Genomic DNA, 11,670 nt, shown 5'->3' with positions numbered 1-11,670 from the left:
CCCCGTCCCGCCGGCTTAGTCTTTTTGGACGATGTTGACGCACTCGGGTGACCACATAGTCAGCCCCGCCACTTTCCCGCCAACACCGTTTCCGGGTCTGGCCGACAGCGCCTGCCCGAGCAGAGGACGAGATGACAAGAATAAGAATCGCCTTCCCGCCGTTGCCCCTTGCCCTTGCGATCAGCACCAGCGGCCTGCTCCTCGCCAGCCAGGCGCAGGCGCTGTCCTACCAGTTCAACGACGACCTGCAGGTGAACTGGGATACCACCCTGAGCTACAGCCTGGCCTGGCGTACCGAGAAGCGCGCCCATGCGCTGTCCAACGGCGGCAGCAACGCGGCCATCGCCAACGGCGACGACGGTGACAACGCCTTCGACCGCGGCGCGCTGATCAACAACCGCGCCAGCTTCCTCACCGAAGCGGACTTCAAGTTCCGCCAGGACTACGGCCTGTTCGTCCGCGCCACCGGCTTCTATGACGATGTCTACCAGCGCGGCAACGACAACGACTTCGGCACCTCCAACTGCTTCGCCGGCGGCCGCTGCTCCAAGCCCGACCACTTCTCCGGCGAGACCGAGGACCAGGCCGGCGACGACCTGCGCCTGCTCGACACCTACGCCTACGGTACCTGGGACCTGAACGGCCATACCCTCAACGCCCGCGCCGGCAACCAGGTGGTGGCCTGGGGCGAGAGCCTGTTCAACGGTTTCGGCATCTCCGGGGCGATGAGCCCGGTGGACGCCACCAAGGCCAACACGCCGGGTATCGAGGTGAAGGAACTGTTCCTGCCGGTGGGCCAGGTCTTCACCCAGTACAGCCTGACCGACAACCTCGGCGTGCAGCTGTATTACCAGTACCAGTGGAAGCGCAACGAGCTGACCCCGGTCGGGCACTTCTTCTCCACCACCGACTACATCGACGAAGGCGGCTTCAACGACTCCACCGGCCAGCAGCGCCGCCTGGGCGACGAGACGCCCGGCAACAGCGGCCAGTACGGCGCCGCGCTGACCTACACGGTGGAGCAGCTGAACAACACCGAGTTCGGCCTGTACTACCTGCGCTTCAGCGACCACAGCCCGCAGCTGGACTTCCTCAGCGACTGGAACACCGGCAATTACCGGGCGATCTTCTACGACGACATCAAGCTCTACGGCGCGAGCTTCTCCAGCATGCTCGGCGAGACCAACGTCAGCGGCGAGATCAGCTACCGCGACGGCCAGCCGGTGCTGGTCGACACCGGCCTGACACCGCAACCAGTGCGCGCCAACGTCGCCCAGGCGCTGGTGTCGTTCATCCACTCCTATGGCGCCCTGCCCTTCGCCGACAACACCACGCTCACCGGTGAGGTCGGCTACAACCGCGTGATGGACAACGACAAGGCGCCCAGCTTCGACGTGTTCGTGCCCACCGGCGCCGGGGTCGCGCAGATCCGCACGCCCAACAGCGACAAGCTCTACTACGACCGCTCCGCCTGGGGTTACACCCTCAACCTGACGCTGGACTACAACAACGTGTTCAACGGCTGGGACCTGAGCGTGCCGATCATCTTCAGCCAGGCCGTCAACGGCAACTCGTCCATGCCCGGCAGCTTCGGCCTGGGCGAAGGCGACGACCGCTTCGCCGTCGGCACCACCTGGCGCTACCTGAACAATTTCAGCCTCGAAGCCCGCTACAACATGTTCCTCGGCAACCCGAGCGAAACCACGCTGGCGGACCGCGACAACCTTTCGCTGACCGCGAAATACAGCTTCTGACCCAGCCCAAGGAGCCAGACCATGAACCGCAAGACTTATCTGCCCGCCCTGCTGCTGTCCGCCGGACTCGCCTGCCTGTCCGCCCAGGCCCAGGCCAAGGTCAGCCCCGAAGAGGCCGCGCGCCTCGGCCAGGACCTCACCCCGATGGGCGCCGAGAAAGCCGGCAATGCCGAGGGCACCATCCCCGCGTGGACCGGCAAGTGGCGCGGCGCGCCGCCCCAGGTGAAGTACGACGGCCCCGGCAGCCGCTATGCCGATCCCTATGCCGACGAGAAGCCGTTGTTCGTCATCACCGCGCAGAACATGGAGCAGTACTCCAAGCACCTCACCGATGGCCAGCGCGCCCTGTTCAAGCGCTATCCCGACACGTTCAGGATGCCGGTCTACCCCTCGCACCGCGACTTCCGCTTCAGCGAGAAGATCGAGGCCAACATCAAGGCCAATGCCACCAGCGCCGAACTGGTGGACGGCGGCAACGCCGTGCGCAACGCCTTCGGTGCGTCGCCCTTCCCGATCCCCAAGGACGGCTACGAGCTGATGTGGAACCACGCCCTGCAGGCCCGCGCCAACAGCGAGGAAGCCATCTACGACCAGGCGGTGATCTACTCCAACGGCAACCAGGCGTTGCAGACCGTGCATTACCAGATCCTCGCGCCCTGGTGCTCGCCGACCGGCTCGCTGCAGAGCTATGACGGCGGCGTGATGAGCCACTTCATGATCACCACGCTCAAGCCGGTACGTTCCAAGGGCGAGATCATCGGCGGCAACGAGTTCTTCGACCCGGTCGCCAGCCCGCGGCAGAGCTGGCAGTACCTGCCCGGAACCCGCCGGGTTCGCCGTGCGCCCACCGTCGGCTATGACACGCCCACGGGCGCGGGCGGCTTCCGCACCATCGACGAGGACCGCCTGTTCAACGGCGCACCGGACCGTTACGACTGGAAGATGCTCGGCAAGCGCGAAATCTATATCCCCTACAACAACTACAAGCTCGACGACCCGGCGCTGAAGTACTCGCAGATCCTCACGCCCAATCACGTCAACCCGGACTTCATGCGCTACGAGCTGCACCGCGTGTGGGTGGTGGAAGCCACGCTGAAACCGGGCGCACGGCACATCTACGGCAAGCGCACCCTGTACCTCGACGAGGACAGCTGGTCCGCCGCGCTGGCCGACAACTACGACTCCCGTGGCCAGCTGTGGCGCACCAACATGCAGACCACCGTCTACGCCTACGACATCCAGGTGAACCAGGCGCGTGTGGCGCTGTTCCACGACCTCATCGCCGGCTCCTACCTGGCCGACCGCATGGCCAACGAACAGCCGGCGCCCAAGCTCAACAGCGCCGACTACGACGCCAACTACTTCACCGCCGCCAACATGCGCAAACTCGGCCAGTAAGGTCGCCTTCGAAAGCCCGCGCGGGGCACCGCGCGGGCTTTGTCTTTTGCTCCGCAGAACAAGGAAAGCTCCATGCACAACCTCCTCCGCGCCGCCATCGCCATGGCCGGCCTGTGCCTCGCCCAGCAGGCCAGTGCGCTGAACATCCTGCTCACCAATGACGACGGCTGCCGCACACCGGGCATCCAGGCGCTGTACCGCGAACTGAGTGCCGCGGGGCACCACGTCACGCTGGTCGCGCCGGACACCGACAACAGCGGTATCGGCGCCGCCAGCGTGGTCGCTCCCGGGCAGGCGCTGGCCATCAGCCGCCTCGCCGACCAGCAGTACTGCGTTGGCGCTCCCGCCGGCTTCGCCCTGCCGCCGGGCAAGAACATGGCTATCGGCACACCGGTGGATGCGGTGAACGCCGGTCTCGACCTGCTGCTCAAGGACAATCCACCGGACCTGCTGGTCTCCGGCAGCAATTTCGGCGACAACGCAGGCCCGCTGATCCAGATGTCCGGCACCCTCAACGCCGCACTCTGGGCCATGCGCCGGGGCGTGCCGGCGCTGGCGGTGTCCACCGCCATCGACCTGCCGCTGATGCAGCGCGATCCCCAGGCCGGGATGCAGCGCACCCGAGATGCCCTGGACGACAGCGCACGCCTCGCCGTGCGCGTACTCGACCACGCACTCGCCGCCGGCCAGGCTGCGCAGAAGGCATGCGGGAAGAAGCTAGCGTGCGACTTCAACCTGCTCGGCCTGCCCGTCGGCCAGGGCCTGAACCTCAACTACCCGGCACGCCCGGCGGCCCAGGTACGCGGACTGGTATATGCGCCGGTGAGCGACTGGTCGCCCATCGTCTTCGCCGTGCAGGCGGACAAGGATGGCGGTGCACGCGTGAACCTCAGCACCGCGAAAGCACCGAACGAGCGTCAGCGTCGGGAGGATGCCTACCTGCTGACCCAGGGCTATGCGGTGCTCAGCGTGGTGGGGACGGACCTCAATGGCAGCCGCGAGGCTGTGCGGCAGGTACAGGAAATATTGAAGGGCATGAAACCCTGAAGTCGGCGGATGCCGGGCAGGTGCGGATTGCAGCGTATGACGCGGGGCTCATACGCCCCACTGTCCGTCCGAGTTGGCTGACACGGACACCGGGCAGCGCCTTCTCACGCGGAGAGGCTCGGGGCCAGCCCAGGTGCAAGAGCCTCTCGCAGGAGCAACTGCCTTGCACAGGGTATCGGTGCGCGATCGGCCAGCCGCCGTGCCCGCTCGAACAGGTTCGCGAGCAAGCTCGCTCCTACAGGTCGGGCCGGTACGGTGCGTCCCTGACAGCAAGCGCGAGCATGAGCCAGCCGCTGCAGGAGCAACTGTCTATTGATGGAAACGTCCGCGGCTGTGTTTCCACTCATCCCAGCCCTTCCCTCAGGGCGAGAGGGCATATCGCACCGGCTGACGCCGAAGATTCATCCTGCACCACACGAGCCCCTCTCCCGCAGTGGGAGAGGGGCTCTTGATTTTGTAGGAGCGAGCTTGCTCGCGAATGGGCTGGCGCCGGGCGCTCAGGTTCGCAAGCAACCCTGCGCCTAGAGGTGGGCGAAGCTGTCCGGCTGGTTGAGCACGCAGCGAATGCCGCCCGGCAAGGCCATGCTCGCCACGCACTGATTGCAGTGGTTGCAGCCGTTTGCGTAGGCCTCGCCCTGGCTGCGCACCCGCTTGACCAGGTCCGGATCGCGCAACAGCGCACGCCCCAGGGCGACGAAATCGAAACCCTCGGCCATCGCACGCTGCAGGCTGTCGCGCTGGCTCACGCCGCCCAGGTAAACCAGCGGCATGTCGGTAGCCTGGCGTACCCGGCGCGCCTGGTCGAGGAAGTACATCTCGGTGTACGGCAGGCTGGAGAACAGCCGCCCGCCGAACCACTTCATCGCCGTGCGCTGCAGCGGGTTGGGTTCCAGCGGGATCATCTGCGCCAGCGGGCTCTCGCCGCGGAACAGGTACATCGGCGAACGGCTGGTGAAGCCGCCGCTCATCACCAGCGCATTCAGCCCGTGCTCGGCCAGTCGCCTGGCGGCGTAGCAGCAGTCGTCGATCTCCAGCCCGCCGGCAAAGCCATCGCTGAGGTTGAGCTTGGCGAGGATCGGGAAGTCTTCGCCCACCGCCTCGCGCACCGCCGCCAGGACTTCCAGCGGCAGGCGCAGGCGATTGTCCAGGCTGCCGCCGTAGGCATCGCTGCGGCGGTTGGTGGCCGGCGAGAGGAACTGGCTGAGCAGGTAGCCGTGGCCCATGTGGATTTCCACGGCGTCGAAGCCGGCGCGCTTCACCAGCGCCGCCGCATCGCGATACTCGGCCAGGGTCTTGCGGATGTCCGCCGCGCCCATTGCCCCGGCGAACGGCACGCCGCTGAACAGCCCGTACTGGTTGATCCCGGCACTGGGCCCACGCGGGCGCGGAATGTTCTGCGGCCGCGTGCGGCTGAAGAAGCCGCAGTGCGCGAGCTGAGCGGAGATCGCGCCGCCCTCGCGGTGCACCGCCTCGGCTAGCCCGCGCAGCTGGCTGAAGATGCCTTCGTGCATCCACATCTGGTCGGCGAAGGTCAGGCCGTCCGGCGATACGCCGCAATAGGCCACCGTGGTCAGACCGACACCGCCGCGAGCCATCCGCGCGTGGTGCGCGGCCAGGTCGGCGCCGGAAATACCGCCTGGGCACATGCCCTCGAAGGTGGCGGTCTTGATCACCCGGTTGCGCAGCGCGAGGCCGGCCAGGCGAGTGGGAGCCAGGACTTTGTCCAGTGCTTCCTGCGGGGTCATCTCAGTCCTCCTCGGGCTGGGTGAACGGGACGAATTCAGCGACTTCCAGCTCGAAGCCAGAGACCGCCTTGTAGGGTACCGGGAAACTCATCAGGCGCATCTTGCGGACGCCCTGGTCGCGGAGGATCTGCGCGCCGACACCGAGGGTGCGCTGGGCAAACTTCGGTGCCTGCAGCCCCGGCCCGCGCGCCAATTGCTCAAGGATGGCGGCGGCGCTTTCCTGCTGGGCCAGCAGCACCAGCACGCCGCTGCCTTCGGCGGCGATGCGTGCCAGCGAGCGCTCGAGGTTCCACTGCTGCGGCCCGCGCGGCGGCTCGCCGGCGAGCAGGTCGCGGAGGGTCTCCACCGCCTGCACGCGGACCAGTACCGGCCGGGTCGAATCGACCTGGCCACGCACCAGGGCGAGGTGCACCACGTCCTTGAAGGCATCGTGGTAGGTGCATACGCGGAACGGCCCATGGCGGGTATCGATACGGTGTTCGGCACCGCGGGCGATGGTGCCTTCATGGAGGATGCGGTGGTGGATCAGTTCGGCGATGCCGCCGATGGCCAGGCCGTGGCGCTGGGCAAACGCACGCAGTACCTCACCACGGGCATTCTCGCCCGCTTCGTCGAGGATGCCGGCGAGCAACGCTGCCGGTTGCAGCCCGGCCAGCCGCGCCAGGTCGCAGGCCGCCTCGGCATGCCCGGCACGGCTCATCACCCCGCCGGGCAGTGCGCGCAGCGGGAAGATATGGCCAGGGCTGACCAGGTCGGCCGGGCTGCTGGCCGGGTCCACCGCGACCTGCACGGTGCGCGCGCGGTCGGCGGCGGAGATGCCGGTACTGATGCCCTGCGCGGCCTCGATCGAGACCATGAAGCCAAGGCTGTCGCCGCGCGGGCTGTCGCTCATCGGGCGCAGGCCGAGCGCCGCGCAGCGTTCGTCGGTGAGCGCCAGGCAGACCAGCCCGCGCGCCTCGACGGCGAAGAAGTTCAGCGCGGCGTCATCGATGAATTCGGCAGCCTGCACCAGCATACCGTCGCCGCCCTCTTCCTCGCCGTCGACCAGGATCACCGGCCGGCCCTGGCGCAGCGCTTCGATCAGGTGCAGCGGACTGTCCAGCGTCATCCCCGGCACCTCAGCGCAGCACGTCGCGCAGCCAGGCGGCCGCGTCGTCGAGGTAGGCCTGGGCGCGCGGCACGAAGGGCGCAAAGCTGGCGAAGCCGTGCAACATGCCCTCGGCACGCACGCATTCGACATCGGCGCCGGCCGCACGAGCGCGCTCGGCGAAGGCTTCGCCTTCGTCGCGCAACGGGTCGCATTCGGCGCTCATCAGCAACGTCCGCGGCAGTGCGCCCAGGTCGGCGGCATGCAGCGGCGAAGCCAGGACATCCAGCGGCGCCGGCCAGCTCCCCAGGTACTGTCGCCAGAACCAGTGCATCATCGACGCTTCGAGGAAGTGGCCGCTGGCGAACTCGCGGTAGGACGCGCTGCCGCAGCTCTGGTCGGTCACCGGGTAGAACAGGCACAGCGCGCCGGGAATAGGCCCGCCGCGCTGGTTGAGCAGGCGCGCAGCGGCGATGGCCAGGTTGCCGCCGGCGCTGTCGCCGGCCAGGGCCAGGCGCGTGGCATCTACCTCCAGTTCGGCAGCACGTGCCACCAGTTCGGCCACCGCCTGGCAGCAGTCGTTCGGTGCCGCCGGGAACGGCGCTTCCGGCGCCAGCCGATAACCCACCGACACCACCACCGCGCCACTGCCCAGCGCAATGCGCCGGCAGAGGTCGTCGTGGGTGTCGACAGTGCCGGCGACGAAGCCGCCGCCGTGGAAGAACACCAGTAGCGGCAGGCCGGGCTCATGACTGGGACGATAGAGCCGCGCGGGCAGCTCGCCGGCCACGCGCAACTCGCGCACTTCGGCCAATGGCAGCGGTTCACCGGCAGCCAGCCCCTGATCGGCAAAGCGCCGGTAGGTCACCGCGTCGAGCTGCTGGAAGTCCAGGTCGAAGGCGCCGGCGAACTGCTCCAGCAGTGCCTGCATGTGGGGATCGAGGGCCATATTGTTTCCTTATACGTCGGCCAGCAGGAAGACCGGGTTGGTCTCGTCGAGGATGCTTTGCGTGCGCGCCTGCAGCGCAGGCTTGAAAACAGGGTGCGGAAGAATCCAGAAGCGCTTGTGCTCGATGGCCTCGAACACCCGCGCGGCCAGCTCCTCGGCCGGCATGCCGGCGCGGATGCTCTGCTCCAGCAGCGCGCCGAGGGCGGAACCGGCGCCATGGCTGGCCTGGTCCGAGTCCATGATGCGGCTAGCCACCGGCCCCGGGCAGAGCACCGAGACGCCGATGGCCGCGCCGGAGGCGGCCAGCTCGTGGTGCAGCACTTCGGACAGCGCCACCAGCGCCTGCTTGGTCACCGTATAGGCGGCCAGGAACGGGCTGGCGAGCAGCCCGGCCAGCGATGCGGTGTTGACGATATGCGCGGGCCGCCGCTGGGCCAGCAGCGTGGGAACGAAGGCGCGCAGGCCATGGGTGACGCCCAGCAGGTTGATGTCGAGCATGCGCCGCCACTGCGCCTCGCTCAGCTCCCAGCTGGCGCCGGTCTGCATGATGCCGGCGTTGTTGAACAGCAGGTCGACGCCGCCGAAGCGCGCCAGGGTGGCATCGCGCAGGGCGAACAGGTCCTGCTCGCGGCTGACATCGGTGACCTGCGCCAGGACCTCGCAGCCGCCGGCCGTCAGCTCGGCGGCCAGTTCGTCCAGGCCAACGCGGTCGCGGTCGGCCAGCACAATACGCATGCCCAGGCCTGCCGCGTGCCGTGCCAGGCCACGGCCAATGCCACTGGCAGCCCCAGTGATGACCGCCACGCGGCCCTGCTGCTCGCTCATCGTTCCACCGTTTGTCGTTGTTGTCGGTCGGTGCCGCCGTTATCGCCGGCCGCAGCGGCGCCGGCATCGTCCACCCGGACTAGGCGGGCGCCCTCGTCCGTTCAGACGATGCCGCGAACGCCCTGGCTTGCAGAATCCCATCCAGGCTCGTGCCGCCCCTCTGCCTGCGGCAACCTGATGGGAGAACAACAAGATGAGTACGCTGCACCGTATCGAAGCGCGCCCGCTGGAAGACCGCTACGCGCGCGGCTGGCACTGCCTCGGGCTGGCCAGCCAGTACCGCGACGGCAAGGCCCACCGCCTGGACGTCTTCGGCACCCGCCTGGTGGCCTTCCAGGGCGAGGATGGCCAGCTGCACATCCTCGATGGCTACTGCCCGCACATGGGCGCGGACCTGAGCGACGGCTGCGTGGAGGGCAACAGCCTGCGCTGCCCCTTCCATGAATGGCGTTGGGGCGCCGATGGCGTGTGCAACGACATTCCCTACGCCAAGCGCATCCCGCCGCGGGCGAAGATCAAGTCCTGGCCGGTGATGGAGCAGAACCACCTGCTGTTCGTCTGGAACGATCCCGAAGGCAACCCGCCCATCGCCGAGCAGGCGATCCCGCGCATCGACGCCTGCTACGACGCCGAATGGGCCGAGTGGGAAGTGGCCGAACTGAAAATCGAGACCAACTGCCGCGAGCTGGTGGACAACGTCTCCGACATGGCGCACTTCAAGAGCGTGCATGGCGCGCCGATCGACGAATTCAGCAACCACTTCGAGGCGCACACCGCCTCCCAGGTGATGCGCGGCCGCAGCGCGCGGCTGTCCGGCGACAGCGAGCTGCGCACGGTGGCCACCTATTACGGCCCGGCCTACCAGATCACCTGGATGACCGGCGCCATGGGTGGCCAGCCGATCGAATCGATCCTGCTCAACTGCCACGTGCCCATCGACCAGAACAGCTTCACCCTGCGCTACGGCGTGCTGGTGAAGAAGCTGCCGGGCCTGTCCGCCGAGGACAACCGCGCCATGGCCCTGGCCTACGTCGAACAGGCACGCGCCGCCTTCTACGAGGACGTAGCCATCTGGCACAGCAAGACCCGCGTCGACAACCCGCTGCTGTGCGACGGCGATGGCCCGGTGTACCAGCTGCGCAAGTGGTACGAGCAGTTCTACATCGACGTTGCCGAGCTGCCGGCGGGCCTCGCCGAGCGCAAGAGCTTCGTGGTGCGGGCGGCGCAGGCGGAGCCGGCCTGAGCCACCGGTCCCCTGCCTTGCGGGACCGATTGCCTTTTGCGGAAAGCGCCTATTAATCTCCTCGGCGCTTTCCTACAACAACAATAAGAATGGTTCTACCGATGGCACAGTCGCTCGATCTCGACCAGTTCAGCGGGATGCTCGGCAATCTCTACCAGGGCCCCCTTGAGCCCACGCCGTGGCAATCCTTCCTCAACCAGCTCAACCAGTTCCTCGAGGCCAAGTACGTCACCTTCATCCTGCGTCCGCCCAGCGACCAGAGCGAGGGCCTGATGGTCAACACCAACGGCAGCTCGGCCGAGGTCGTGGCCTCGTACAACCAGTACTATTTCAACCTCGATCCCTTCGTCGACCTGCCCAGCGGCCAGGTGGTGATACTCGAGGAGTTCGTCTCCAAGGAAGCCTGGCTGGCCTCGGAGTTCTACCGTAATTTCCTCGAACCGGTCGGGGTGTTCCACATCCTCGGCGCCGATATCCGCACCAGCGACGGCGCGCTGTGCCGCATCCGCGTCAGCCGCGGCGTGGAGTCGCCCGGCTTCACCGAGAACGACAAGGCGCTGCTGGCCTACTTCGTGCCGCACCTGGAGCGCTCGGTGGCGCTGCACACGCAGATCAACCGCATCGAGACCGAGCGCAACCTCTACGCCGGCGCGGTGGACCAGTTCGCCGTCGGCACCATCATCCTCGACGAGGCCGGCAAGATCCTGCAGACCAACCAGGTGGCGGAGAACCTGCTGCGCGAGAAGGACGGCCTGAAGATCAGCGCGGACAGCCTGCAGGTCGGCACCCCGCGCGACTGCCAGGAGTTTCGCCGGCTGGTGAAGCAGGCGCTGCAATCACAGAAAGGCGCGCAACCCTCGGTGGTCGAGGCGATGCGCGTGCAGCGCCCGTCGGGCCGTGCGGACCTGGGCATCATCGTGCGCTCGGTGCCGCTGAGCGAATGGAACGAGGGCAAGCACTGCCCTTCGGTGGTGATCTTCGTCAGCGACCCGGAACAGGAATCCCGCGCCCCGCAGGAAATCGTCAAGGCGCTGTTCGACCTGACCCCGGCCGAAGCGCAGCTGGCCATGCTGCTGGCCAACGGCCTGACCCTGGACGAAGCCTCGGAGGAACTGGGCATCAGCCGCAACACCGCGCGCGCCCACCTGCGCTCGACCTTCTCCAAGACCGGGGTGACCCGCCAGACCATGCTGGTGCGCCTGATCCTGCGCAGCGTGGCGACCCTGGGCTAGTCCGAGCGGACGATTTGTCCGGCGATCCCGGCGACTAACGTGGGGCAAACCCCAGTTGGTCGACGAGGTCGCCAGCATGTCCCGACTCATTCCGCTGTTCGTCGCGCTGACCATCGGCAGCTGCCTGTTCACCGCCCACCTGATGCTGGACATCCACGAACGCTCGCAGCAGATGCGACTGGCAGCGCAGCGCGCGTTGCCGGCGCCCTGCGACCTGGGGAGTTGTCTGCGGGCGGTGCCGTAAGCCGCGCAGGACGCATGCCCCGAAACGGCTTATGCGCCGGCCAGCCTGGCGGATAACGCCGTTGGCGTCAGGTGCCCAGCGCAGACACCCTCCGCGATGGAAACGGCATGCGGGCGCCGCATCGGCATCACGGATTTGTAACCCGC

At 67.5% G+C, this 11,670-nt stretch carries 10 protein-coding genes; 6 read left to right on the top strand and 4 right to left on the bottom strand.

Features of this window, described 5'->3' with window-relative positions; all coding sequences use genetic code 11:
* The first annotated feature begins 131 nt into the window (after positions 1–131).
* The 3 genes from L6D89_RS29035 to surE all read left to right on the top strand — a co-directional run bounded on the left by L6D89_RS29035 (position 132) and on the right by surE (position 4,199).
* Positions 132–1,754 carry a DUF1302 domain-containing protein gene (locus L6D89_RS29035; RefSeq protein ID WP_236201936.1) on the top strand — a complete coding sequence of 541 codons (1,623 nt, stop codon included), beginning with the start codon at positions 132–134 and terminating at the stop codon, positions 1,752–1,754.
* 21 nt (positions 1,755–1,775) lie between these two features.
* The gene (locus L6D89_RS29030; protein WP_233297706.1) at positions 1,776–3,152 is read left to right on the top strand and encodes a DUF1329 domain-containing protein; all 1,377 of its coding nucleotides are present in this window, start codon (positions 1,776–1,778) and stop codon (positions 3,150–3,152) included.
* A 72-nt stretch (positions 3,153–3,224) separates the two neighbouring features.
* Positions 3,225–4,199: a 5'/3'-nucleotidase SurE gene (gene surE, locus L6D89_RS29025; RefSeq protein ID WP_236201935.1), complete on the top strand. Its 975-nt coding sequence runs from the start codon at positions 3,225–3,227 to the stop codon at positions 4,197–4,199.
* Between the two features lie 521 nt (positions 4,200–4,720).
* Here surE and L6D89_RS29020 read toward each other — a convergent pair.
* From L6D89_RS29020 to L6D89_RS29005, 4 genes are read right to left on the bottom strand one after another with little or no spacing between them, the layout of a single operon-like run.
* Positions 4,721–5,944 carry an NADH:flavin oxidoreductase gene (locus tag L6D89_RS29020; RefSeq protein WP_236201934.1) on the bottom strand — a complete coding sequence of 408 codons (1,224 nt, stop codon included), beginning with the start codon at positions 5,942–5,944 and terminating at the stop codon, positions 4,721–4,723.
* A 1-nt stretch (position 5,945) separates the two neighbouring features.
* On the bottom strand, positions 5,946–7,052 hold the full coding sequence (locus L6D89_RS29015) for a 3,4-dihydroxy-2-butanone-4-phosphate synthase (RefSeq protein WP_236201933.1): 1,107 nt from the start codon (positions 7,050–7,052) through the stop codon (positions 5,946–5,948).
* A gap of 10 nt (positions 7,053–7,062) precedes the next feature.
* Positions 7,063–7,980 carry an alpha/beta hydrolase gene (locus tag L6D89_RS29010; RefSeq protein ID WP_236201932.1) on the bottom strand — a complete coding sequence of 306 codons (918 nt, stop codon included), beginning with the start codon at positions 7,978–7,980 and terminating at the stop codon, positions 7,063–7,065.
* A 9-nt stretch (positions 7,981–7,989) separates the two neighbouring features.
* The gene (locus L6D89_RS29005; protein ID WP_236201931.1) at positions 7,990–8,805 is read right to left on the bottom strand and encodes an SDR family NAD(P)-dependent oxidoreductase; all 816 of its coding nucleotides are present in this window, start codon (positions 8,803–8,805) and stop codon (positions 7,990–7,992) included.
* 193 nt (positions 8,806–8,998) lie between these two features.
* On the opposite strand from L6D89_RS29005, the gene L6D89_RS29000 reads away from it, so the two are divergent.
* From L6D89_RS29000 to L6D89_RS28990, 3 genes are all read left to right on the top strand, one after another.
* Positions 8,999–10,048 (top strand): 3-ketosteroid-9-alpha-monooxygenase, oxygenase component, encoded by a 1,050-nt coding sequence (locus L6D89_RS29000; RefSeq protein ID WP_236201930.1) that lies wholly within the window; start codon positions 8,999–9,001, stop codon positions 10,046–10,048.
* A gap of 101 nt (positions 10,049–10,149) precedes the next feature.
* A complete protein-coding gene (locus tag L6D89_RS28995; protein WP_236175073.1) occupies positions 10,150–11,280 on the top strand; it encodes a helix-turn-helix transcriptional regulator in 1,131 nt (376 codons plus the stop codon).
* 76 nt (positions 11,281–11,356) lie between these two features.
* Positions 11,357–11,524, top strand: coding sequence for a hypothetical protein (locus L6D89_RS28990; RefSeq protein WP_236175072.1), 168 nt, complete (start codon positions 11,357–11,359; stop codon positions 11,522–11,524).
* Positions 11,525–11,670 lie beyond the last annotated feature (146 nt).

Origin of the sequence: Pseudomonas pseudonitroreducens (assembly GCF_021603645.1) — a bacterium.
GTDB classification, from domain to species: domain Bacteria; phylum Pseudomonadota; class Gammaproteobacteria; order Pseudomonadales; family Pseudomonadaceae; genus Pseudomonas; species Pseudomonas pseudonitroreducens.
The sequence above is the reverse complement of the archived record's forward strand: the minus strand, read 5'-3'. Positions and strand labels throughout refer to the sequence as shown.

Bases quoted from the DNA above. Each gene is read 5' to 3' on its own strand.
- L6D89_RS29035 (WP_236201936.1), top strand. From the start codon at position 132: ATGACAAGAATAAGAATCGCCTTCCCGCCGTTGCCCCTTGCCCTTGCG.
- L6D89_RS29030 (WP_233297706.1), top strand. From the start codon at position 1,776: ATGAACCGCAAGACTTATCTGCCCGCCCTGCTGCTGTCCGCCGGACTC.
- surE (WP_236201935.1), top strand. From the start codon at position 3,225: ATGCACAACCTCCTCCGCGCCGCCATCGCCATGGCCGGCCTGTGCCTC.
- L6D89_RS29020 (WP_236201934.1), bottom strand. From the start codon at position 5,944: ATGACCCCGCAGGAAGCACTGGACAAAGTCCTGGCTCCCACTCGCCTG.
- L6D89_RS29015 (WP_236201933.1), bottom strand. From the start codon at position 7,052: ATGACGCTGGACAGTCCGCTGCACCTGATCGAAGCGCTGCGCCAGGGC.
- L6D89_RS29010 (WP_236201932.1), bottom strand. From the start codon at position 7,980: ATGGCCCTCGATCCCCACATGCAGGCACTGCTGGAGCAGTTCGCCGGC.
- L6D89_RS29005 (WP_236201931.1), bottom strand. From the start codon at position 8,805: ATGAGCGAGCAGCAGGGCCGCGTGGCGGTCATCACTGGGGCTGCCAGT.
- L6D89_RS29000 (WP_236201930.1), top strand. From the start codon at position 8,999: ATGAGTACGCTGCACCGTATCGAAGCGCGCCCGCTGGAAGACCGCTAC.
- L6D89_RS28995 (WP_236175073.1), top strand. From the start codon at position 10,150: ATGGCACAGTCGCTCGATCTCGACCAGTTCAGCGGGATGCTCGGCAAT.
- L6D89_RS28990 (WP_236175072.1), top strand. From the start codon at position 11,357: ATGTCCCGACTCATTCCGCTGTTCGTCGCGCTGACCATCGGCAGCTGC.